Annotated in this window: 18 protein-coding genes, 1 tRNA gene and 3 pseudogenes; 16 read left to right on the forward strand and 6 right to left on the reverse strand. The window is 69.6% G+C overall.

The window, feature by feature from the left end:
- Positions 1-57: 57 nt before the first annotated feature.
- The 4 genes and pseudogenes from ABZU99_RS30935 (at position 58) to ABZU99_RS30950 (ending at position 6,201) form a co-directional block, all read left to right on the forward strand.
- Positions 58-1,245 carry an HpcH/HpaI aldolase/citrate lyase family protein gene (locus ABZU99_RS30935; RefSeq protein ID WP_355943719.1) on the forward strand — a complete coding sequence of 396 codons (1,188 nt, stop codon included), beginning with the start codon at positions 58-60 and terminating at the stop codon, positions 1,243-1,245.
- Positions 1,242-4,538, forward strand: a pseudogene (locus tag ABZU99_RS30940) (phosphoribosyltransferase domain-containing protein); the annotation flags it as partial. The gene ABZU99_RS30935 and the pseudogene ABZU99_RS30940, both read left to right, overlap by 4 nt.
- Before the next feature lie 68 nt (positions 4,539-4,606).
- On the forward strand, positions 4,607-5,467 hold the full coding sequence (locus ABZU99_RS30945; protein ID WP_355943715.1) for an HAD family hydrolase: 861 nt from the start codon (positions 4,607-4,609) through the stop codon (positions 5,465-5,467).
- A gap of 71 nt (positions 5,468-5,538) precedes the next feature.
- Positions 5,539-6,201: a class I SAM-dependent methyltransferase gene (locus ABZU99_RS30950; RefSeq protein ID WP_355943713.1), complete on the forward strand. Its 663-nt coding sequence runs from the start codon at positions 5,539-5,541 to the stop codon at positions 6,199-6,201.
- A 313-nt stretch (positions 6,202-6,514) separates the two neighbouring features.
- Here ABZU99_RS30950 and ABZU99_RS30955 read toward each other — a convergent pair.
- The 3 genes and pseudogenes from ABZU99_RS30955 to ABZU99_RS30965 form a co-directional block, all read right to left on the reverse strand.
- Positions 6,515-7,054: pseudogene (locus tag ABZU99_RS30955) on the reverse strand (DUF4383 domain-containing protein); the annotation flags it as partial.
- Positions 7,055-7,201: 147 nt separating this feature from the next.
- Complete coding sequence (locus ABZU99_RS30960) at positions 7,202-7,438, reverse strand: zinc ribbon domain-containing protein (RefSeq protein WP_355943712.1); 237 nt, start codon at positions 7,436-7,438, stop codon at positions 7,202-7,204.
- A 105-nt stretch (positions 7,439-7,543) separates the two neighbouring features.
- Positions 7,544-8,839, reverse strand: a complete 1,296-nt coding sequence (locus ABZU99_RS30965; protein ID WP_355943710.1) for a hypothetical protein — start codon at positions 8,837-8,839, stop codon at positions 7,544-7,546.
- Between the two features lie 287 nt (positions 8,840-9,126).
- On the opposite strand from ABZU99_RS30965, the gene ABZU99_RS30970 reads away from it, so the two are divergent.
- Positions 9,127-9,198 (forward strand) — tRNA-Val (locus tag ABZU99_RS30970).
- A gap of 195 nt (positions 9,199-9,393) precedes the next feature.
- On the opposite strand, the gene ABZU99_RS30975 is transcribed toward ABZU99_RS30970, so the two are convergent.
- Entirely contained in the window at positions 9,394-9,771 is a 378-nt protein-coding gene (locus tag ABZU99_RS30975) for a hypothetical protein (protein WP_355943708.1), read from the reverse strand.
- Between the two features lie 176 nt (positions 9,772-9,947).
- On the opposite strand from ABZU99_RS30975, the gene ABZU99_RS30980 reads away from it, so the two are divergent.
- The gene (locus ABZU99_RS30980) at positions 9,948-10,481 is read left to right on the forward strand and encodes an NUDIX hydrolase (protein WP_355943706.1); all 534 of its coding nucleotides are present in this window, start codon (positions 9,948-9,950) and stop codon (positions 10,479-10,481) included.
- Here ABZU99_RS30980 and ABZU99_RS30985 read toward each other — a convergent pair.
- Positions 10,459-11,805: a hypothetical protein gene (locus tag ABZU99_RS30985; protein ID WP_355943704.1), complete on the reverse strand. Its 1,347-nt coding sequence runs from the start codon at positions 11,803-11,805 to the stop codon at positions 10,459-10,461. The genes ABZU99_RS30980 and ABZU99_RS30985 overlap by 23 nt on opposite strands.
- A gap of 316 nt (positions 11,806-12,121) precedes the next feature.
- Between ABZU99_RS30985 and ABZU99_RS30990 the strand changes: the two genes are divergently transcribed.
- The 10 genes and pseudogenes from ABZU99_RS30990 to ABZU99_RS31035 all read left to right on the forward strand — a co-directional run bounded on the left by ABZU99_RS30990 (position 12,122) and on the right by ABZU99_RS31035 (position 21,114).
- Positions 12,122-12,451 (forward strand): hypothetical protein, encoded by a 330-nt coding sequence (locus ABZU99_RS30990; RefSeq protein ID WP_355943702.1) that lies wholly within the window; start codon positions 12,122-12,124, stop codon positions 12,449-12,451.
- Positions 12,439-13,557, forward strand: coding sequence for a radical SAM protein (locus ABZU99_RS30995; RefSeq protein WP_355943700.1), 1,119 nt, complete (start codon positions 12,439-12,441; stop codon positions 13,555-13,557). The genes ABZU99_RS30990 and ABZU99_RS30995 overlap by 13 nt, the downstream gene beginning before the upstream one ends.
- Positions 13,554-13,691 (forward strand): hypothetical protein, encoded by a 138-nt coding sequence (locus ABZU99_RS31000; protein ID WP_355943698.1) that lies wholly within the window; start codon positions 13,554-13,556, stop codon positions 13,689-13,691. The genes ABZU99_RS30995 and ABZU99_RS31000 overlap by 4 nt, the downstream gene beginning before the upstream one ends.
- 109 nt (positions 13,692-13,800) lie before the next feature.
- Positions 13,801-14,622, forward strand: a complete 822-nt coding sequence (locus ABZU99_RS31005; RefSeq protein ID WP_355943696.1) for an aminoglycoside phosphotransferase — start codon at positions 13,801-13,803, stop codon at positions 14,620-14,622.
- Between the two features lie 409 nt (positions 14,623-15,031).
- Positions 15,032-15,307 (forward strand): CRISPR-associated protein Cas2, encoded by a 276-nt coding sequence (locus tag ABZU99_RS31010; protein WP_355943694.1) that lies wholly within the window; start codon positions 15,032-15,034, stop codon positions 15,305-15,307.
- A gap of 241 nt (positions 15,308-15,548) precedes the next feature.
- A pseudogene (locus ABZU99_RS31015) lies at positions 15,549-16,743 on the forward strand (IS4 family transposase); the annotation flags it as partial.
- Positions 16,744-17,524: 781 nt separating this feature from the next.
- A complete protein-coding gene (locus ABZU99_RS31020; RefSeq protein ID WP_355943692.1) occupies positions 17,525-18,706 on the forward strand; it encodes a nucleoid-associated protein in 1,182 nt (393 codons plus the stop codon).
- 49 nt (positions 18,707-18,755) lie between these two features.
- Complete coding sequence (locus ABZU99_RS31025; protein WP_355943690.1) at positions 18,756-19,742, forward strand: hypothetical protein; 987 nt, start codon at positions 18,756-18,758, stop codon at positions 19,740-19,742.
- A gap of 108 nt (positions 19,743-19,850) precedes the next feature.
- Positions 19,851-20,384, forward strand: coding sequence for a hypothetical protein (locus tag ABZU99_RS31030; RefSeq protein ID WP_355943688.1), 534 nt, complete (start codon positions 19,851-19,853; stop codon positions 20,382-20,384).
- Positions 20,385-20,526: 142 nt separating this feature from the next.
- Complete coding sequence (locus ABZU99_RS31035) at positions 20,527-21,114, forward strand: hypothetical protein (protein ID WP_355943686.1); 588 nt, start codon at positions 20,527-20,529, stop codon at positions 21,112-21,114.
- 424 nt (positions 21,115-21,538) lie between these two features.
- Here the strand turns inward: ABZU99_RS31035 and ABZU99_RS31040 are convergent.
- Positions 21,539-22,379 (reverse strand): tetratricopeptide repeat protein (locus tag ABZU99_RS31040; protein WP_356228083.1); only part of this gene is annotated, 841 nt, incomplete at its 5' end.

Here is a 22,379-nt window from a genome sequence, read left to right on the forward strand (position 1 = left end):
TCGGCCAACCGCGGCTGATCGCGACCGAGGCCGGGCGCCGGCAGTACGGGGAGATATATGCGACATTTTGGACACCTGTCGGGCGAGGTACGGACGAGCCTCTTCCATCGGGAGCCCGGTGAATTCTCCCTGGACTCACCCGCCCGGACACTGGCCGTCGCCCTCGGCGCGACCCTCTACTGCCCGGCGACCCGTCCCCGGCTCGCCGAGGACATCGTCAAACAGGCAGGTCGGGGCGTGGTGTCCATGGTGCTGTGCCTGGAGGACTCCATACACGACGCCGAAGTGGCGGGGGCGGAGGAGAACCTCATCCGGCAGTTCGCGCAGCTGGCCGAAGCCGGACCGGGCGCCGTGCTGCCGCTCCTCTTCATCCGCGTCCGCACCCCGGAACAGATCGACGATCTCGTACGGCGGCTCGGACCGACCGTCCGGCTGCTGTCCGGATTCGTACTGCCCAAATTCACCGAGGAGCGGGGCGTGCCCTTCCTCGAGGCACTGATCTCGGCCGAAAACGGCGAGGTGACCGAGGCGTTGGGCGGCCGACGGCTCTTCGCGATGCCCGTCCTCGAATCGCCCGAGCTGATGCACCGCGAGACCCGCACCGAAACCCTCAGCGGCATCGCCCGGATCGTCGACAAATACCGCGACCGAGTGCTGGCCCTGCGCCTCGGGGTGACCGATCTGTGCGCGGCCTACGGGCTGCGCAGGGCCCCCGACATGACCGCCTACGACGTCCAGCTCGTCGCATCCGTCATCGGCGACGTGGTCAACAGGCTGGGCCGGGCCGACGGCACCGGCTTCACCGTGACCGGGCCGGTGTGGGAGTACTTCAAGCAGCATGAGCGGATGTTCAAACCGCAGCTGCGCCGCAGCCCCTTCACCGGACGCGCGGAGGCGCTGCGTACGGCACTGATCGAGCACGACATGGACGGGCTGCTGCGCGAGATCGAGCTCGACCGGGCCAACGGGTTGCTGGGCAAGACCTGCATCCACCCCACCCATGTCGCCCCGGTGCACGCGCTGTCCGTCGTCAGCCATGAGGAGTTCAGCGACGCGGCCGACATCCTCGAACCGGAGCGGTGCGGGGGCGGGGTGTTGCGTTCGTCGTACACCAACAAAATGAACGAGGTGAAGCCGCACCGGGCGTGGGCCGAGCGGACCATGCAGCGCGCCGAGGTCTTCGGGGTCGCCCGGGAGAATGTGAGCTTTGTGGAACTGCTGGCGGCGAGCGTGCGGACCGGATGAGAAACCAGGAGAGCGAGGCGCGGGACGTGGTGTGGTCGGGGCAGTGGGTCGCGGACCGGCTGGGAGTGCGGCTCGAGGGCCGCGAGGAGCGGCCGGGGCCGACCGCGGGGTCCGGGCTGCCTGAGCAGCCGGAGCCCCAGGAGCGGCCGGAGCCCCAGGAGCGGCCGGAGCCCCAGGAGCGGCCGGAGCCCCAGGAGCGGCCGGAACTCCACGCTCTGCTGGGGCTGGCGCTGCGCCGCAACCCCAAGCGGGCGCATCTGCTGGTCTCCAACGTCCTCGGCAAGCACGTCCCCCAGCGGCCCGCCACCGTCCACGGCGCGGGCGTGACGCTCGGCCGCCGGGTGCGGAAGCTCCTCGGCGAGGAGGCCGCGGCGCGCGCGGTCGTCCTCGGCTACGCGGAGACGGCCACCGGCCTGGGCCACAGCGTCGCCGACGGCCTCGCCCTCGCCCCCTACCTCCACTCGACCAGGCGCCCGGTCGCGGGCGTCGCGAGCGTCGGCGGCTTCGAGGAGGAGCACAGCCACGCCACCTCCCATCTGCTGCTCCCGGAGGACCCGGAGCTGCTGGGCGGTGACGGTCCGCTGGTGCTGGTGGACGACGAGTTCTCCACGGGCAGGACGGTCCTCAACACGATCGCGGCCCTCCACCGCCGCTTCCCCCGCGACCGCTACGTGGTCGTCGCCCTGGTCGACATGCGCTCCCCGCAGGACCGCGCCCAACTGGACGCCTTCGCGGCCGACCTGGGCGCCCGCGTCGACCTGGTCGCGGCGGCGGCGGGCACGGTGCGCCTTCCGGAGGGGGTGCTGGAGCGGGGTCAACGGCTGGTGGCCGAGCACGAGGCGGCCCCGGCAAAGGCCGAGACCGGACCCGCGGCGGAGGCGGAACCGCCGGCCGCCCGGCCCGGCCCGGCGGCGCTCAGGGTCGACCTCGCCTGGCCGGAAGGCCTCCCGGACGGCGGCCGCCACGGCTTCACCCCGGCCCACCGCGCCCGGCTGGAGGCGGCGCTCCCGCACATGGCAGCCCGCCTGGCGGAAGCGCTGCTGCCCCCGCCCGGCCGACCCGAGTCTCCGGCCGCACCCGCCGATGGCGGGCCGCGACCGGGTGAAACGCGGCCCGATGCCCCCGCGCCGGCACAGCCCCACCCGGCCGCGCCCGTCGATGACGGGCCCAAGGCCCGGCGTGCCCGCGGGGAGCCACGGACCGCCGCGTCGGGCGAGCCGCGCACCGGGGCCCCCGCGCCGGCCACGTCCCCCGGCGGGCGGCAGGCCGAACGCGAGGCGTTGGGTGGGCGGCGCATCGCTGAGGAGCCGTTGCCCGACACGGTGTCACCGGCCTTGGCGCCGGGCGGGGACAGGGTCGGCGTCCAGTCGGCGGCACCGGGTCGTCAGGACGCGTATCCCGGCGTCCCCACCGCGCCCGGGGTTGGCGGGCCGCGGCCGGGCGAGATGCGCACCGGCGAGGCGTTGGGTGGGCGGCGCATCGCTGAGGAGCCGTTGCCCGACACGGTGTCACCGGCCTTGGCGCCGGGCGGGGACCGGGTCGGCGTCCAGTCGGCGGCACCGGGTCGTCAGGACGCGTATCCGGACGGCCCCACCGCGCCCGCCGACCGCGAGACGCTGACCGACACGCCCGCGCCGCCCGGCGGGCTCGACGCGGGCGGCGCCGGGGGTGCCGGCGGTGCCGGAGACACCCCCGGCGCCGCGTCGCGTCCCGCGCCACGCCACCGCGTACTGGTGCTCGGGTTCGAGGAGCTGATGTACGCCCCGCTCCGTATCGCCCAGGCCCTCGATGACGTCCTCGACGGCGTCGAGGTGCGCTTCTCGACGACCACGCGCTCGCCCGTGCTCGCCGTGGACGATCCCGGGTACGCCATCCGCACCCGGCTCGCCTTCCCCGCCCATGACGACCCCGCCGACGGGCCCGGCCCCCGCTACGCGTACAACGTGGCGCCCGGCAGCGATCCGGGGCGCCGCTTCGATGCCGTCGTCGCCGTCGTCGACTCGACCGCCGACACCCCCGCGCTGCACGCCCCGGGCGGGCTGCTCGCCCGGCTGGCCGCGCAGACCGACCGGGTGCTGCTGGCCGTCGTGCCGTCGTACGTCCCGCAGCCCCCACCCACCTCCCGCCCCGTCCCCGAACGACAGGCCCTGCCCATGCCCCAACCGTCGCATGAGCCGCTGCGCGGACCCGATTTCTCGTCCTATGCCCCCGATGAAGTCGGCTGGCTGCTCCAGGACTTCTCCCATGTCACCCTCGAAGCGCCCACCGAGGAGCGGGAGGAGGCGATTCAGAGCGGAGGCGCGCACTATGCCGAGTCGCTGCCCGTGGAGTACCAGCCGAGCGCGCGCTACCAGGAGCTGTTCCGGGCGGCTCTCGACGCCTCGGCCGCCCGTATCGCCCGCGCGGTCGGTGCGGTCACCGAGACCGTGCTCGCCGAGCGGTCGTCGCGCCCAGTCCTGGTGTCGCTGGCCCGCGCCGGTACGCCCGTCGGTGTGCTGATGCGCCGCTGGGCGCGGCATGCGCACGGGCTCGACCTCCCGCACTACGCGATCTCCATCGTCCGCGGCCGGGGCATCGACACCGCCGCGCTGCGCTGGCTGGCGGACCATCACGACCCGGCCGACCTCGTTTTCGTGGACGGCTGGACGGGCAAGGGCGCGATCACCCGCGAGCTGGCGGACGCGGTCGCGCCGTACCCGGACATCGATCCGCGCATCGCCGTCCTCGCCGACCCGGGCCGCTGTGTCGAGACCTACGGCACGCGCGATGACTTCCTCGTCCCCTCCGCCTGCCTCAACTCGACCGTCTCCGGGCTGATATCGCGCACCGTGCTCCGCGCCGACCTGGTCGGCCCGAACGACTTCCACGGCGCCAAGTACTACCGGGAGCTGGCCGACGCGGACGTCTCGGCGCACTTCCTGGACACCGTCACGGCGTGCTTCGGCGAGGTGGCCGACGCCGTCGCGGCCGACGCCAAGGAGCTCGCGGCCACCGACCGCACCCCGACCTGGGAGGGGTGGGCCGCCGTCGAGCGGATCAGCCAGGAGTACGGCATCCACGATGTCAACCTCGTCAAGCCGGGTGTCGGCGAGACCACGCGGGTGCTGCTGCGCCGGGTGCCGTGGAAGATCCTCGCCCAGCGCGGCGCGGGCGCGGACCTGGACCATGTACGGCTGCTCGCCGAGCAGCGCGGGGTGCCGGTCGAGGAGACGGACGGCCTCCCGTACACCTGCGTCGGCCTGATCCACCCGCGCTACACGCGGGGTGCCACCGGCGCCGACGGAAAAGCCGTGGGTAACGCGGTTGGTGTCGATGACGCAGTTGGTAACGCAATGAGAGACGAGAGAGCGGTGGCGGCACGATGAGCGTTCTGGTGGCAAGCGATCTCGACCGCACCCTGATCTATTCGGCGGCCGCGCTCGGCCTGGACATGCCCGACGCCGAGGCCCCGCGCCTGCTGTGCGTCGAGGTGTACGAGGGCCGTCCCCTCTCGTACATGACGGAGACCGCCGCCGGGCTGCTGGCCGAGCTGGTCCGCCAGTCCGTCTTCGTGCCGACGACGACCCGCACCCCCGAGCAGTACGCCCGCATCAGCCTCCCCGGCCCGCCGCCCCGCTTCGCGGTCTGCGCCAACGGCGGACATCTGCTCGTCGGCGGCGAGTCCGACCCCGAGTGGCATGCGAGCGTGCGCGCCGGCCTCGCCGACGCCTGCGCGCCCCTGGAGGAGATCCGCGCCCATCTCAGCGCCACCGCCGACCCCGCCTGGCTGCTCAAGGAGCGGGTCGCGGACGAGCTGTTCGCGTATCTGGTCGTCGAACGGGACCTGCTGCCCGAGGAGTACGTCAAGGAGCTGGCGGAGTGGGCCGAGCCGCGCGGCTGGAGGGTCTCGCTCCAGGGCCGGAAGGTCTACGCGGTGCCCAAGCCGCTCACCAAGAGCGCGGCGATCGCCGAGATCAAGCGCCGTTCGGGTGCGGAGGAGGTGCTCGCGGCCGGTGACTCGCTGCTCGACACCGATCTGCTGCTCGCCGCCGACCGCGCCTGGCGGCCCGGCCACGGCGAGCTGGCCGACACCGGCTGGACGGGGCCGGAGGTGACGGCGCTCGAGGAGAAGGGCGTCGTGGCGGGCGAGGCGATCGTCCGTGCCCTCGGCGAGCGCGCCTCCGTCACCTGGGCGCGGGCGCGCAGCGAGGTCATCCGCGCCGTCTCCCGCGGCCGCGGCTGATTCGCTGATTCATGGCTACCCGGGCCCCCTTCGGCTACAGTCGCCGAGTCCGGTCGTTGGAAGGGGGCCCTGTGGCAGAGAGCAAGAGCACACCGATCACCGGCGAGCTGTACGACTACGTACTGCGGCACAACCCGCCACTGGACCCCGTGCAGCGCGAGCTCGTCGAGGTCACGCACGCCACCTTCCCCAAGCACGCGGGCATGCAGTCCGCGGAGGAGCAGGGCCCGCTGCTGGCCTTCCTGGTCCGGCTGACGGGCGCCCGCCATATCGTCGAGGTCGGCACCTTCACCGGCTTCTCCGCGCTCGCCATGGCGCAGGCGCTGCCCGCCGACGGCAAGCTGATCGCCTGCGATGTCTCGGAGGAGTGGACGGCGTACGGCCGGGAGGCGTGGACGAAGGCCGGGGTCGGGGACCGGATCGAGCTGCGGATCGGGCCCGCGCTGGACACCCTGCGGGCGATGCCCGCCGAGCCCCATGTCGACCTGGCCTACCTCGACGCGGACAAGGAGAACTACATCCCGTACTGGGAAGAGCTCGTGCCGCGGCTGAGCCCCGGCGGATTGATCGTCGCGGACAATGTGTTCTACCACGGAGAGGTCACGGACCCGGCGGCGACGGGCTCGGGCGCCGCGATCCGGGCGTTCAACGACCATGTGGCCGCCGATGCCCGGATGGAGGCGGTCATGCTGACGGTCGCGGACGGCCTCACTGTGGCGCGCCGCCGCCGCTGAGCCGCCCGCGGCGGTGCCGCGCCCGCCGCAGCGGCGCCCAGCGCCGGGCGCGGTGCTTTTCGTGGGGCTCTCCGCCGCCGGGCTGATCGAGCTTGCCCCACTTGCCGGGCGGCTGATCCTGCGGCTTCTCGGCGGCCGGTGGCTTCTCGGCGGCCGGTGGCTTCCCGGAGGACGCGGCGCCACCGGGCTGATCGAGCTTGCCCCACTTGCCCGGCGGCTGCCCCGGCGCCCCGGGCGGGCCGCCGCCCTGCTCGACCGCTGCCCGCCGACGGGCGGCGGCGGCCTCTCGGGCGCGGAGCTCGCGCTCCGCATCCTCGGGGTGGCGGGCCCGCCAGTACGGGTTGTCGTGCGGCAACCCGCCGGTGACCCGTCCGTACATCCCGAACCACATCAGCATCAACCCGACCACAAAGCTGAACAGCACGTTCTGCATCTGGAACGCCAGAAAGTTGATGCCGGTCCGCAGGATCGCGAGATTGACGAATCCGCTCAGCAGGAAAAGGACGCCGAGCACGATGTTGAGCGTCGAGGCGAAGTTCCCGCCGATGATCATGCCGATGAACAGCAGCAGCCCGATGGCGATGGACAGCACGCTCAGCGCGCCGTTGGTGTTCAGACCGGCCACGGTGGAACCGCCGGTGTCGAAGAACCCGACGTTGTGGGTCAGGCCGAGGATGCCGAAGGCGACGAGGACGAGCCCCATGAGCCCGGCGCCCACGCGATAGACCTGACTGAGCCGGTGATCGACCGGCAGATGCTCGTCGAGCGTGGTGCGCCCGCCGATCCGCTCCGGGAAATGACGTGCGAGTCCCGCGGGATCAGGACCGATGGGGGAGGGGCGGCTCGTGGCCATCTCCGACCTCCTTTGCTTCGCCGGACCTCGGCTTCGCGGTCGAGGCCGTACCCGCGGAGGCACCTCGCGCCCGGGGGCGTACCCCGAGTGCGCGGCGCGGGTACGTATCTCCCAGGATCCGCCCCCGCCCCGGCCGCCTCAAGTCAGTCAGCCGCAGCAGCCGCCCCCGCAGCAGCCGCCCCCGCCGCCACCACCGCCGCCACCGGGCTGGGGCCGGGGCGGCGCGGCGGCGGACGAGGCGCCGGTGACGGCCACGGTCGACAGCAGCTTCACTGTGTCGTCGTGCCCCTCCGGGCAGGACGCGGGGGCCGAGGACTCGGCCATCGGCCGGTTCAGCTCGAAGGTGGTGCCGCAGGCGCGGCAGCGGTACTCGTAACGAGGCATGGCAGGAGCATAGCCAGCAAGGAGCAGGTCAGCCGCCTGAATCGGCGCAGCGGGCGCAAGGCCACCGCGCGGGCTCACCGGGATCGCCGGACCGTGACCGCGGGCTCACTGCCCGCCGCCCCGCTCCTCCCGGATGTCGTGCACCACGCGGGCGACGGTCCGCCGGACGGCGTCGGTCTCGGACAGGAAGTGCCACCAGTCCGGATGCCGCCCCTCCAGCCCCGAGATCGCCCGCTCCAGCCGCTCCACGGCGTTGTCCAGCGGCCGGGCGTGCCGCGGGTCGGGCGTGCTGCGCCCGGCCATGGCGAGCCGCTGGGCGTCACGGATCGCGAAGCGGGTGCGGTCGATCTCCTTCTGCTGGTCGAACGACACCTCGTCCAGCCGCCGCAGCCGGTCCCCGGCCGCCGATACGGCCTCGTCCGTGGTGTTCAGCAACGCCCGTACGGTCGCGAGCAGCGCCGTGGCGTCCGGCCAGCGCTGCTCCTCGCGCGCCGACTGCGCCTCCTTGAGCTTCTCCTCGGCCCGCGCCACATCCCGCGCCGCCTGCTCGGGCACCGGCTGCAGATCCTGCCAGCACGCCGCGCTGTAACGGCGGCGCAGCTCGCTGAGGACGGGATCGACCCCGGCCGTCCGGGTGGTGATCGCCTGTGCGCGCGTCCGCAGCGACACCAGCCGCCGATCGATCTCGGCCGCCCGCTCCGGCAGCCGATCGGCCTCCCCGCGCACGGCCTCCGCCTTGCGCAGCACATCGTCCGCCCGCCGGATCGTCTCCTGTACCCCGTGCTGCGCGGCGCCCTGGTTGAGCTTGGTCAGCTCGGGCGACAGCGCCGCGAGCCGCGCGGCCAGATCGTCGGCCCGCAGCCCCGAGCCACGCACCGCGTCCAGCGCGTTACTCGCCGCGAGCAGCGCCTGCCGCGCCCGCTCCACCGCCGGCGCCAGCCGCGCCAGCTGCGTCTCGGCCTGCCGCAACTGCGGTCCCAGCCCCTGCGCGAACCGGTCGAGGTCGGCCTTGGTGTGCAGCAGTTCGTCCCTGGCCCATGTCAGGTCCGCGCGGGCGCGGCCGGCCGTGGCCGCGTCCAGATCGTCGCGGTCCAGATCGTGTGCGTCGACCGCTGTAATGTAATCGTGGCTGACCTGGTCGATCCGCTGCCCGAGCGCCGCGAACTCGGCCGCCGTACGGCGCGCGGCGGGGGAGTCGTCCACCGCGGTGATCGTCTCGATGGAGATCCGCAGATCCCGCTGCGCCGTGTCCAGCTCATAGAACGCGGCCGCCGCGGCATCCCTCGCCTCCTGCGCCGCCGCCCGCTGACTCTCCCCCCGCCCCCCGAACCACCGCCGCCCGCCTCCCCCGGCGAACGTCAACGGCGCCACCGCCACCAGCAGCGGGACCGGCACCAGCATCAGCCCCAGAACCGACGGACGACGCCGACCGAGGGGGCGACGCGAACGGCGCGGACGGCGCGCTGGACGCGCGGATTCTGCAGGTGTCGCCGCCACTTCCCTCTCCCCACGGTTCGCCCAGGCCCGGATGTCATTCTCCCACCCGTCATTGACGAGAACAGGGGTCGGTACGGTTCGCGATCTACGAACCTTGTCCCTCGCATACTGTCCGCGATCCACGGACCGTCCGCCCCCGCCGCTCGATTGCGGCACCGCACCACGGACCCTGTAGGCTGACAGCTCCCCCAGGGCGCATAGCTCAGCGGTAGAGCGCTGCCCTTACAAGGCAGATGTCGGCGGTTCGAACCCGTCTGCGCCCACCCTCTGGACCAGCGCGGATGCCGCTTCGGCGGCCCGCGCTATTCGTCGTGGCCGTGGCATTGACCATGAATAGGTTCCGCGGCCATGGCGAACACCCAGTCCACGCGCCGCCGGCGCGGCAGCATCCGCCCCAACGGGGCCGGCTTCCAGGTCCGCGTCCACGCCGGATGCGACCCGCTCACGAAGAAGGACCTCTACCTCCACGAGCGGCAGCCACCCTGCCCGAAGCCGAGAAGGCCCGCACGCGCCTGCTCGCCAAGGTCGACGAGCAGCGCCACCCCAAGGGGAAGATCACGGCCGCGAAGGTGCTCGACCAGTGGATGGACGTCGCCCCCATCCACGGGAAACCCCACTCTCACGATGCGCTGGTGAGTCCTCGTCAGCGCTTCGGGGTCACGCCGTTCCGGGGCCGGCGCCCGCGGGACGTGGTGGACGAACGTGCCGACCCGGTCGCACAGCTCCCGGTACACCATCGTGTGGAGGATGAGGGCGTGCCAGCCCTCGTCGACCACCCGCGACGGGGCGAGCGCCGACGCCGTGGCCAGGGAGGCAACGACTGGTCCCAGCTTCATAGCTGGCTGATGGCAGGTTGGTCCTCGCCCTAAGTTTCGGGCGAGGGCCAATTGCTACCCCCCCGCGTCCTCTCAACCAGATCTCCTATCGTCACTATGACGAGAATGTGCTTGAACCTAGCTGCCAACGGCGGCAGCTCTGCGATGCTGGAGGCCGATCGAGAGGGGCCGCAGCGATGCAGTGGAAGATCCACGGGGAACGTCCGATCTATGAGAACGACTGGGTGAACGTGTGGCTCACCGACATCGAGACCCCGGACGGGAACCGCTGGGAGCATCACGTCGTCAAGCTCCGGCACTTGGCCGTGGCCGCCGTGGTCAACGAGCGGCGTGAGGTTCTGATGATGTGGCGGCATCGCTTCATTACGGATGCCTGGGCGTGGGAGCTGCCCATGGGCCTGGTCGAGGTGGGCGAGACCCCCGCCGAAGCAGCCGCGCGCGAGGTCCTGGAGGAAACCGGCTGGCGGCCTGGTCCGATCAAGCCGCTGATCTACGCCGAGCCGGCCAACGGCATCACCGACTCCCAGCACCACGTCTTCCGGGCCGACGGAGCGACGTACGAAGGACCGCCGACCGAGAAGAACGAGTCGGACCGGGTGGAGTGGATCCCGCTGGCCGACGTGCGGGGCATGATCGACCGACGCGAGATCGTCAGCAGCGGCTCCCTCGTCGGGCTGCTCTACGTGCTCATGGACGAGGCGATCCGCTGACCTGGTGGGGCAGCGCTTCTCGGAGCCGGGATTCGAACGCCACCGCGGCAGGTTCCCGGCGAAAGGGCTCCAGCTGCTCGTAGAACTCCCGGAGGTGGCCGGCGACTCGTTGCGAGCTGACGGCCGCCGCCGGGACCAGGGCGTCCATGGCCGTGTGGCACGCCTCGTCTAGCTTGCCGCGCTGGAGCTGGGTACGGGCAAGCCAAAAGGCGTGGAAGGCGCGGCCTCGGTGATTCGTCTGGTGTTCTCGGCGTAGGGCGTCCGCGATCAAGGGTTCGGCAAGGACGGCTTCGCCCAGGCGGCCGTGTGCGATGCCTGTGTCCACGACCAGCTTCGTCTCGTCGAAGTACGTCACCCATGCCGGGTCTGGATCGTCGGTGCTGATCCGTCCGAAGCGGGTGTGCGCTTCCGAGATTGCGCTGTGGGTGGCACTGTGGTTCCCGAGGGTGGCGTGGGCGAAGGCTTCGCGCATCGCGAGCATGGCCAGAACGCGCGGCGTCGTCCCCACGGCGGCCCGGGCTTGGTCCTGCGCCGCCGTGACAAGGGCGAGAGCGTCCCCGGGCTTGTCCTGGTAGGTGGCCTGGAGACTCATGCAGGCAAGCACGTTGGCCATGAACTGGTGGTCGTCGACCGCCTTGGCCAGGCCGAGGGCCTCGGTGAAGTAGGTGCGTGCTTGGTGGTACCGGCGGGCGTCGAAGTACGTCCACCCGGTCAGTCGGGCCAGCTCCGCGGCGATGCTGTGCAGGCCGTCCCGCATGGGCGAGGAGCGCTCCTCCTTGAGGAGGCCGACGACGTAGCGGAGCTGTCCGACGACCGCCGGCCGTAAGGTCTCGCCGCCGTGCTCGTCGTCCCGGCGCCAGTAGTCCGCGATCGACGAATGCAGCGCGTTCAGCGTCGACGGGCTGAGGTCCCGTTCGGCCGCCAGGGCAAGAATGCTGTCCACGTCCGTTCCCGGCAGGCCCGCGGCCAACTGCGCGTCGGCGGGCAACGCCGCTTCGGTGGGCTCTCGTGGTGTGACGGTCAGGTTGTGCGGTGTCTCCCACGTTCGCCGGGCCAGGCCGAGCATGTGTCCGGGGATGCGCAGGCCGTCCGAGATGCGCTCGATCACGTCCATGTGCAGCAACTGTCGCCGACCGTTGATCACCTCGCCGACGCGGCTGGGGGTCAGGTCACAGCATCGCGCGATCATCGACGGGTAAATGCCTGCCCGCGTCTTGACCAACTGAAAGACGCGGCCGAAGTCCCTGGCCTGGCATGCTGCGATCATCGCTGGATCCGTGAGCAGGCTGACGGGGAGTTCCTTCGAGCGAGATGGCTCGGGCATCGGCACGCTCCGGCATGAGGACTACGGATCGCTGCTCTTTGTCAACCGTGGGTGATGTTACCCAAGTTGGGTAATCCACTTGGCCTTTCTGGCCCACCTCCCGGATCGCGATGCTCCTGGTCATGGCGAACGGACAGGACGACGTACGGATGACGTCGCGGGTCTCGCACGATTCCGGCCGGACGTGGGGACCTCTCACGGAGGTACGTGTGGGCGACGATCCGGTGCTCCCGGACAACCCCGGCCGTTTCCCGCCGTGTTCCTGTCCCCGGTGCGCGGAGCGGAACTCTGCCGAACCCCTCTGGATGGTGTCGTGATGCGGTGCGTTCACTGGCGCCGGGTGCCCCTGGATCTGGTGCGGGAAGCCCAGGAGAAGTCGGCCGTTGAGCACGTCGACAGGACGGTGCAGTGCCAACTGTCTGTGCACGACGACGGTGACCACTTTGGCCTCCTCAGCGACTCCGGCACGTACGGGACCGCGCTGTGGCTCCGCTGGCACGGGAGGGGTGAGGCGGAGCTCGTCGTACTCCCGGACTGCCCCGCGTCCGCCCCAGGGCCCGATGGTGTGGGCTGCTGTCTGTTCGCCGACCACGCCAAGCAGCACACCTGGGAAGACACCCCGGAGGAGGTCCCGTGCACCAGCTGATCGCGAGCCCGTACAACGGAACGTTCCTGATCGCCCGCCCCGGCTCCAAGGGCGGCATGCGCATCCCCCGGACGCTGTACGAAGAGCTGGCCTCGACCGCCGAGAGCAGCAGCCCTCTGCCGACCTGGCTCCTCGACCACGCCCGCACGGCTTGGGGTGTGGATCTGGCGGATGCGGTGATGCGGGACGCCGTTCTCGTTCGCTCCGAGACCGGTCTCGGTTACGGCCGGGCCACGTACGAGATCAACAAGGGCTGCAACTTCAACTGCGAGCACTGCTACCTCGCGGAGCGGAAGTCCGAGGGGCTGCCCTGGCCGGACAAGGTCCGGCTCCTGCACCTGCTGCGGAATGCCGGGGTGCTGTGGCTCCAATTCACCGGCGGCGAGCCGCTGATCGACCGGGACTTCGTGGACGCGTACACGCTCGCTCACCGCTCCGGGATGCTGATCGAGATCCTGACCAACGGCTCCCGGCTCCACCGCCCCGAGATCATCGACCTCCTGGGCGACCTGCCGCCGCACAAGGTGACCGTCTCCCTCTACGGGGCGACCCCGGACAGCTTCGACTCGCTCACCCGCAAGCCGGGAGCGTTCAAGCTGGTCGAGAAGGGGCTCGTCGCGGCACGCGAGGCCGGCATCGCGCTGGAACTGGCGCTGATCATCACCCGGCACAACGCCCACGAGCTGGACGCCATGCGCGCCCTCGCTGAGCGGTACGGTGCGGGCCGCCAGGAGTACGGCACGATCTCCCCCACGTACACCGGCACGCCCGAACCGTTGGCCGCGCAGGCCCCCGGCTTCCTGGACAAGACCAGTGTCTTCAAGGGCTGCCCCGCAGGCCATACCTTCTTCCACGTCGACCCGCACGGCCTGGCGACCATGTGCAAGATCGGCCGCGAGAACCCCATCGACCTCATGACCGAGGGCCTGGACGGACTCCTCCGTCTGCCCGGCATCGCCGATGCCCAGATGCTTCGCACCGGTGGCTGCGGCGGCTGTCAGCTCTCCGGCACCTGCCGGGTCTGCCGACCGCTCGCCAAGGCGTACCAGGAGGCGAAGGCACCACTGAACACCTACTGCCAACACGGAAGCGAGGAAGCGTCATGACCGCTGTCATGGTGGAGATCAGCCACCGACCGCCCGCCCCGGAGGAGCCCGAGGGGGTGATCCTCCTGGACGACCTGGAGGTGCTGACCGAAGGCGCCGTCCCGGGCTGCAACGACGACAACCCGTACCGGTAGACAACCGGCCGCACAGAACCGCGGGGGCTTCGGGACGTTCTTCCGTCCGAAGCCCCCGCACCACTGCACACCCCCACCTGCACCCGCCTCCGTGGAAGAGTGAAGCCTCATGGCGACCATCCGCATCGGTCTCGACCGACTGCCGCCCGCTGCCCGCGCCGCCGTCGAAGAGCACACCGGCCCCCTCCTCACAGTCGAAGAGACCGCCGAAGGCTTTAACAGCGAGATCGCGGCCCGCGTCACCTCCGCCACGGGCACCTGGCACGTCAAGGGCCTACGCACCGACCACCCCCGCGCCTGGACCCAGCGCCGGGAGGCCGCCATCGCTCCCTTCCTCACCAGCCTGGCCCCCGCCCTCCGCTGGCGCGTCGAGACCGCCGGTTGGGACCTCCTCGGCTTCGAAGCCCTCGGCGGCCATCACGCCGACTACGCCCCCGACTCCCCCGACCTCTCCGAAGTCGCCGCCCTCCTGCGCCGCCTCGGTGAGACCCCCTGCCCCGTCATCGAGCTACGCCACGCCGAGCAGCGCCTGGAGCACTACGCCGCCCACCCCGACGACCTCCGCTTCTTCGCCGGGACCCACCTCCTCCACACCGACCTGAACAACGCCAACGTCCTCGTCGACGACCGCGCCTCCCAGGGCGATCGGGCCCGCCTGGTCGACTGGGGCTGGGCGACCCGTGGAGCGGCCTGGCTCGACGCCGGCTACTGGGTCACCTGGCTCATCGCCGCCGGTCATGCCCCCGCATCCGCCGAACGCTGGGCCGCCGAGATCCCCGCCTGGCACATCGCCCCCGCTGAGGGCATCACCGCCTTCGCCGCCGCCAACGCCAACGTCTGGTCCGAGATCAGCACCGCCGACCCCGACCCGTGGACCCTGCGCCTCGCGACTGCCGCCACCGCCTGGCACTCACACCGCAGGACTGGTTGAACCGAACCCTCCGCTCGGGTGGGCCGAACGAGCGGCCGGCCGGAGCGGCTTTGGCCGGTGTCTTGTTCGAGTTGGGGTCGGGCAGGCCACCGCCCAAACCCGCTCCACCGACCTTTGTCAGTACCGTCCGCTAGAGTTCGCGGCTTGATCGCCCGTCAGCTTCAAGCACCAGATGTAGTGGTGGGTACCCGCCGGTAGCACAACTTGTGGTGGTTAGGCTTGCTGTCGGGGCGTCAGGGGTGCTGTACTTGCCCTGACCGAAAACAAGCAGGCCCCACCCGGGGCTCGACTTGAGGTCGAGTCATCGGCATGGGGCCTTTTGCGTTGGCGCGCCTTGGGACCTTACAACGACTGACATGGTTGTCCAAGTCTTCGCGGCAGATGATTCGACCTCGGAAATGAGGTATTCATGCCCGCGAAATCTGTGCTCATCGGCTATGACCTGAACAGCCCTGGCCAGGACTATGACTCGCTCTTCGAGGCGATCAAGGGGCTGGGCACGTGGTGGCACCACCTCGACTCCACCTGGATCGTCAAGACGACCAAGACCGCGGCCGAGGTGCGAGACACCCTGAAGGGCCACATCGACTCCAACGACGAACTCCTCGTAGTCGTACTGACCGGTGAGGGTGCCTGGGCCGGGTTCAACGACCGAGGCAGCAAGTGGCTCAAGGACAACCTCTGACCGTGCCCCTGCCGTGCCCGATCGCTCGGGAAACGACGGGGAATCGCGGTGACTAGCGGACAGCCCGCATGAGAACGGCCCCGACCAATCTTCCTGGTCAGGGGCCGTTCACGTGCGGTGGGTGTGTGATTTGAACCCACGGTGACATCGCTGCCACGACGGTTTTCAAGACCGCCCACCGCTCGAACGTGCCTAGCCTCAATACCGGTAACTTAGGGGCATTCCGGTCGTTGTTGTTGGCGTGGCAAGAGCGGGTCAGCTGAAGTCATCTGGTGAGCGGTTGTCGGACCGGGTCGCGGTCGGGGTGCTGACACAGGCGTTTCCTCAGTCGCTTGTGGACGAGGTGTTGGCGGAGACGGGTCGGGTGCAGCAGCGGAACCGGCTGTTGCCGGCCCGGCTGGTGATCTACTTCGTGTTGGCGATGTGCCTGTTCTCCGGGCAGAGCTATGAGGAGGTCGCCCGGCTGCTGACCACGGGGTTTGCAGGGTGCGCGGCGTTGGCGTACATCGTGGGTGGTGCCGAGTACGGCGGCGATCTGGAAAGCCAGGTCCCGGCTGGGGGTGGCGCCGTTGCGGCAGTTGTTCGCGCGGGTGTGCCGTCCGGTTGCCACACCGGAGACTCAGGGCGCCTTCTACCGCGACTGGCGGCTGACCGCGATCGACGGCACCACATTTGACCTGCCGGACACGAAGGCGAACGTGGAGGCGTTCGGCCGTCCGCCCCGCTCCGGACGCGGTGAACAGGACGTCGGCTACCCGCAGTTGCGTATGGTCGGCCTGGTGGAGTGCGGGACACACGCCGTCTTCGATGCTGCGATCGGAGCTCTGCGCACCGGAGAGCAGGCTCTGGCCCGGGCGGTCCTGGTGTCCCTGCGGCCGGGGATGCTGCTGCTGGCCGACCGTGGCTTCTACGGCGTGGACCTGTGGCGCACAGCCGCGGCCACGGGGGCGGACCTGCTGTGGCGAGTCCGCAAAGACCTCGTGCTGCCGGTGGTCGAGCAGTTGTCGGACGGCTCGTATCTCACCGAGATCTTCGATCGGAGCGACATCCACCACACCCGTCGTGGGGTGCCGGTACGCGCGGTGGAATACACCATCGCCGGCCATGAGGGCGTCTACCGGCTCATCACCACGATCCTCGACCCGGACAAGGCCCCGGCCGCGGAATTGGCCGCCCTCTACGCCCAGCGATGGGAGTTCGAGTCCACCCTCGACGAAATCAAGACCCACCTCGGCGGGTCGCACCTGGTACTGCGTTCGCAGCACCCTGACGGGGCCGAGCAGGAATTTTACGGATTCCTGCTCGTCCACCACGCCATCCAGCACCTGATGCACCAGGCCGCACGACAAGCCGACCAGGACCCCGACCGGATCTCCTTCACCCGCTCACTGCGCGTCGTGCGCCGCCAGGTCACCGACCAGGCGGCATTTTCCCCCCCGGCCGACTCGCCCGCGCGGTCAAAGCCACCCACGCTGAGCTCCTCGAACGCCTCCTGCCACGGCGCCGCCGCCGGGCCAACCCCCGCGTCATCAAACGCAAAGTCTCCAGCTGGCCCCTCAAACGCGCTGCCCACCAAGTCGCAGACCGCCCACGTGTTCCGGCCGTCACCATCATTCGTGCCACGAAACCCAAACGGGTCAAGCGGACATCAAAGCCCTAAGTTACCGGTATTGAGGCTAGGCCTGTGACGTGGCGTTCCTAGAACAGCGAGGGGCCAGCTGGCGGCCTCCTGGCCGGAGGATGGCCGCACGCCACTTGGCTACAAAATCGGGCTTCATCCTTTCGATCACGCAGCGTCTTCGGGGTCGGCCCAACCGTTGTGTGCTCGCCCCGCAGTCCATTGCTGACCCGCTCGTGAGGCCTTGCCAGCGCCCAGGCCCCCACCTCCCCGGCACTGCTCGGTGCGGGCAGCGCTCCCGTGGTGCAGATGGGTGTCGCCGGACGCCACCGAGCCTGTGGTGTCCTCGCCCGCGCAAGACGACCGTTGCAGTTCAGCCACCGACTTGATAGCCGCCCTCATCTGCTATCTGCCCCGTTACGATGTGCGACACGGTTTACGGCATGTGACACGGACAAGACAATGGGCGGGTTCTGTCATGAATCGCGCGAAGCAATGCAGCACAGGTGTACGCCGGACAGGGCCCCTCAGCGTCCCGAGCTGCGCCTGTCGACAGGACGTCCGTCCCTGGGGTGCGGGCGGGGATGCGTGGGTGGGAAGTGCGGACTGATTTCGGAGACCTTGTCGTTGACCAGGCCATCGTGCACGAGGTACCTCAGCGAGCCAAAGACGAGGATCCCCTTCCACTCAAGCTCAGCGAGACGGTTTGCCGACTCGACGATGACGTGCGTACGGCTCTGCAGTCGAAGCTCCGTGACGTCCTCGACCGCCTGGGGCGCGAGGTGGTGGAGGACCCGGAACTGAAGTCCCCCCTGCCGGACGCCGTTCGGGCCTTCCTGAGTGGTGAACAGGATCTCGTGCAGGTCTCCGGAGCGCTGGCTCACGCGCTGCGTGACAGCCAGACGGGGAAGAGTCCAGCGGGCCTTCTCCTGGTCGCCGCTGCCCGCCTGGACGGTCAGCCTGCCCTCCTGATGGTCAAGTTGGAGCAGGAGACCGGCATGCAGGCGAACGAGATCCTCGCCGATGGACTGCGGACCTTCGACATGCAATATTTCGCCAACCTCTTGTTCACCGAGAAGTCGAAGGTGTACAAGGTGGCCCTTTTCTCCGAAGAGGGGGCCACCGGGCCAAGGCTTCAGGGATGGGCCGCCGACCCCCAGACATCGGGCAAGGACGTCGCTCGCTTCTTCCTTGAAAAGTTCCTGGGCTGCCGGCACCAGAACGATCCCAGGGAACTTACCCGCCGCTTCCATGACACGGCCATGGACTGGGTCAACAGTCGCTTCACCAGCGCCGATGTGCGCGTTGACTACGTCATGGCCGTCATGGTCGAGCTCCAAAGCGCTGCTCCGACGCTGGACCCCACTGCCTTCATCCAAACGCATCTGCAGGAAGCGCACCGAGACGACTTCGCCGCGTTCCTGGCGGACAACGACGTGCCGATCCGCGCCTTCGATAAGCACACCGATCTCATCGCCAACAGGATGGAGAAGGTGCGGGTAGACCTGTCCAACGGGGCCTTCCTGGTCGCACCGCTGGAAGCCGTGCAGGACGGCACAGTGGCCGTGGAGGACCTTGGGGACGGCCGAACCACGGTCACCGTCACCGCCACCCTCAACAAAGCCAGCAGCGGAGCTGCGGCGGGCCGTCGCCCCAAACCTGCCAACCGGCCGGAAGACCTGTTTTCTCAGGCTGAGGTGATTCCGGGGCTCGAAAAAGTCCTCGCCGTGCCGGCCCAGGCGGCGCAGACACCCGTGCTCGACCAGCGTCCATCGGCATAGACATGGTCGTCGGCGCCAGCAGCCCCCTGACCCATCCGCCGGAGTCCTCATGCCTCTGAGTGTTCACGAGGCCTTCCAGTGCTACCAGCTGGAGCGGCCGCGCATCATAGAGGCACTCGATACGACGAAGACCCACCTTGAAGAGCACCTTGCTCGTCGGCGGGTCACCTGTCAGGTGACTGCCCGAGCTAAGGAGGTCAGCAGCTTCCAGACGAAGGTGTACCGCAAGAACTACACCGACCCCTGGAGGCAGATCACCGACAAGGCTGGTGTGCGTGTCGTCGTGCCCCACAGGGGTCTCCTCGACCCTGCACTGGACGAGATCAAACATTGTCTCGACGTCGTCGAGGTACAGGACGACCGCCACACACCCGGCCACGAGGACCGCCTGCGCTATCCACGCCTCCACCTTCAGGCCGTAATGGTCGGCAACAAGGCGGATCCCGACGGCACGCCATACGAGTGTGAGATCCAACTGCGTACCGAAGCGGTTGATCTGTGGTCACGTATGTCCCACAAGCTCCTCTACAAGACCGGTGTCGCACCTCCAGCCGATGTCAGTCGTTCCCTGTACCGTCTGATCGCTCTGGTCGAACTGTTCGACCTGGAGGTTGAACGGGGGGTAGAAGCCATGGCGCAGCACCCCGAACTCGTGCGCAGTAACCAGCTCCTCGACGTCGCCGAGCAGGTCTACCGCACCTTTACCGATCATCCATACAGCGAAGACCTGTCTCACAGCGTCATCGACGTCCTGTCGCGGACCATCGCCGACGCCGACGCCTACGCAGAGCAGCTGACCCAGTTCGCCGATCGCTTCCGCGAGAGGATCCAACGGGCCTACACCGACTACGGCCCAAACAGCGCTCACTTCCTCAAGCACGGTCGCTACCTGCTGGCCAGCCAGCCAGAGAGCTTGATCATTTTTGAACGGCTGGCCAACAACGCTCGTTTCCGCCTTCGCAGCGCCTGGGATGCTAGCGAGCTCCCGGACAACATGCTGACCGACATGGCACAGGTTTGGGGGGTCGCCCTATGACGAACTCAACGCAGCCGGAATCCCCCGCTCTGGCCGCAGCCACTGCGATGTTCGTTGAGGTCCTCGTGATCGGCATCGGGGCCCTCACCGCAGCAGTTCTTTCTCCTGTTGATTGCCCTCATCGGACCTGCGTCAACAGCCAAAGTTGCCCCCGTAGCGGGCGCGTCCGCGGCGACCGGCGTAGCGCTTGCCGCGGCTTACGCCCTCGGCATCCTCCTCGATCGAGCTGCGGACACCGTCCTGACCCCGTACCGCCGCCGCCTGCGCACCCGCTTCTTCCCCACCAACAGGGCCTATGCTGCAGCACGTCTACGGTTGGCTGACTTCCCGGTCCTGGCCGCCCGAGCCGACTACGCACGCTCCCGCATGCGCATCTGCCGCGGCTGGCTCTTCAACTGCCTAGCCCTGACGCTAACCGCAGACTTGGCCATGCTGCGCTACTCCTTCGATCACCGCCTGCTCACTCTCTGCGCTACAACTGCGTTCGGCCTCGTGACCGCCTATGGCTTCTTCCGTGCCTGGCGCGCCCTGACCGCGACCGGTTACCGCAAACTCGCCGAACAGACCGCGCCCTATCCGCCCATCCCGGCGCTGCCGGCCCAGTCGCAGCCCGGTTCCGTATCGTCCTCGGAAGTTCAGTGAGGAGCTTTCTCACCTGACAGCCCAGCCGTACCGCAGGAATGGCCCAAGGGGGGGGCTTTGCCGGAGTGGGAACTGGGGCTGGTCGGCCCCCAGCGACGATCTGTATCACTTCACCGGCCGCAACGGAGACAGGCCCTCAAGTGTGCCTGAGGAGATAAGGCAGATGACAGGGCAGCAGCGACTGGAGCGAATTCTGCACGAGGAGTGCATTCGGGTCTTCGCCCCCTTCGGTGCCACGAAGGCGTGCGTGTGCTTCTCGGAGAGCCCGCCCGACCATCTCGGGCACCTCATTCAGACAGGCCGCTTTTCTCCCTGGGGCATCGTCACCAGCCGTGCCACCCTGCTCAAGCTCTGCGGCGGAGCCGTGGCGTATGTGCCGGAGGCCGTCTACGCCGAGTTCAGGAAGGCTGGGCTGGAGCACTGGGCTGTGCGTACGGGCAACGGGTCGGCGTGGATACACGAGCGAGAGTGGCGCCTGCCGTCATCGGAGGAGGGTCGACGAATCGGCGCGCCGCGCGCGATCTTGGTGGGCGACGCCTCGTGGCGGCCTGCGCCGGTCGTCACCGAGTGGCGCAACGGCTTGAACGGGGAGCGATCTCCTGGCCCGGACGGGGATCCGTTCACCGAGCCGGTGGAGGAGCTGCCTCGCCTGTGGAGAGAGTCGGAGGTGTGGGTGTGGAACGCTGCTGACGAACAGCTAGTGAAATACCCACCCGGTGCGTCGTGCTGATCAGAAAGCTGCTGACATCCACGGCTGACATCAACGACACCGGACGGAGGTGTACTCCAGCGCCTCTGTCCGGCCGTCGCACCAGTCGCCGACAGCAGCCGGAGCGGGCTCGAATCGAACTCCTAATGCGGTGCTCGCTGTATCAGGAGTTTCCAGATCACCGATTACCCCATGCGTCCCCCAGAGGGAACTACGGCGGGCGGATCGGCTGGTCAGAGGGTGCGGAGCCGGCCCGCAGTAAGTCTGCCGGGGCACTTGGGCGGGGCGTCTTTGTCGAGGGTGAGGGCCTCGACGACGGCCCCGGCCTTGTGGACCGGGGCCGTCCCGTAGAGGCCTACCTGGCGCGCGTGACTGCCACCGGGCGATGGGGCATTGGCTGAGCGACTCGGAGAGCGCGGCTGGCTGTCCCGGGATGCTGGAGTGCTTACTGTTTGCCGTCCTGCAGCCAGGACAGAACTCGCAGGGACTGTTCGAGGGCCGCCTGATGTACAGCGGGACGCGCCGCGGCCAGTTCCCGGCGGACGGTGACGGCTTCCTCGATGGCGTTCAGTGCGTCCTCACGCCGCCCCAGCTCTCCCAGATGGATGGAGAGGTTGTTCAGGCTCGTGGCGAGGTCGGGCAGGAAGGCGTCGGGACGCGCCGCGGCCAGTTCCCGGCGGACGGTGACGGCTTCCTCGATGGCGGTCAGTGCGTCCTCACGCCGCCCCAGCTCTCCCAGCCGGATGGAGAGGTTGTTCAGGCTCGTGGCGAGGTCGGGCAGGAAGGCGTCGGGACGCGCCGCGGCCAGTTCCCGGCGGACGGTGACGGCTTCCTCGATGGCGTTCAGTGCGTCCTCACGCCGCCCCAGCTCTCCCAGCCGGATGGAGAGGTTGTTCAGGCTCGTGGCGAGGTTGGGCAGGAAGGCGTCGGGACGCGCCGCGGCCAGCTGGCGGTAGACGGTGACGGCTTCCTCGATGGCGGTCAGTGCGTCCTCATGCCGCCCCAGCTCTCCCAGCCGGATGGAGAGGTTGTTCAGGCTCGTGGCGAGGTTGGGCAGGAAGGCGTCGGGACGCGCCGCGGCCAGTCGGCGGTAGACGGTGACGGCTTCCTCGATGGCGTTCAGTGCGTCCTCACGCCGCCCCAGCTCTCCCAGATCGACGGAGAGGTTGTTCAGGCTCGTGGCGAGGTCGGGCAGGAAGGCGTCGGGACGCGCCGCGGCCAGTCGGCGGTAGACGGTGACGGCTTCCTCGATGGCGTTCAGTGCGTCCTCACGCCGCCCCAGCTCT

Source organism: Streptomyces sp. NPDC005266 (assembly GCF_040607655.1).
GTDB lineage: Bacteria > Actinomycetota > Actinomycetes > Streptomycetales > Streptomycetaceae > Streptomyces.

What these genes read in the sequence shown, in the direction of transcription:
- ABZU99_RS30935 (WP_355943719.1), top strand. Translation starts at nt 58, where the DNA reads ATGCGACATTTTGGACACCTGTCGGGCGAGGTACGGACGAGCCTCTTC.
- ABZU99_RS30945 (WP_355943715.1), top strand. Translation starts at nt 4,607, where the DNA reads ATGAGCGTTCTGGTGGCAAGCGATCTCGACCGCACCCTGATCTATTCG.
- ABZU99_RS30960 (WP_355943712.1), bottom strand. Translation starts at nt 7,438, where the DNA reads ATGCCTCGTTACGAGTACCGCTGCCGCGCCTGCGGCACCACCTTCGAG.
- ABZU99_RS30965 (WP_355943710.1), bottom strand. Translation starts at nt 8,839, where the DNA reads ATGCTGGTGCCGGTCCCGCTGCTGGTGGCGGTGGCGCCGTTGACGTTC.
- ABZU99_RS30975 (WP_355943708.1), bottom strand. Translation starts at nt 9,771, where the DNA reads ATGAAGCTGGGACCAGTCGTTGCCTCCCTGGCCACGGCGTCGGCGCTC.
- ABZU99_RS30980 (WP_355943706.1), top strand. Translation starts at nt 9,948, where the DNA reads ATGCAGTGGAAGATCCACGGGGAACGTCCGATCTATGAGAACGACTGG.
- ABZU99_RS30985 (WP_355943704.1), bottom strand. Translation starts at nt 11,805, where the DNA reads ATGCCCGAGCCATCTCGCTCGAAGGAACTCCCCGTCAGCCTGCTCACG.
- ABZU99_RS30990 (WP_355943702.1), top strand. Translation starts at nt 12,122, where the DNA reads ATGCGGTGCGTTCACTGGCGCCGGGTGCCCCTGGATCTGGTGCGGGAA.
- ABZU99_RS31000 (WP_355943698.1), top strand. Translation starts at nt 13,554, where the DNA reads ATGACCGCTGTCATGGTGGAGATCAGCCACCGACCGCCCGCCCCGGAG.
- ABZU99_RS31005 (WP_355943696.1), top strand. Translation starts at nt 13,801, where the DNA reads ATGGCGACCATCCGCATCGGTCTCGACCGACTGCCGCCCGCTGCCCGC.
- ABZU99_RS31010 (WP_355943694.1), top strand. Translation starts at nt 15,032, where the DNA reads ATGCCCGCGAAATCTGTGCTCATCGGCTATGACCTGAACAGCCCTGGC.
- ABZU99_RS31025 (WP_355943690.1), top strand. Translation starts at nt 18,756, where the DNA reads ATGCCTCTGAGTGTTCACGAGGCCTTCCAGTGCTACCAGCTGGAGCGG.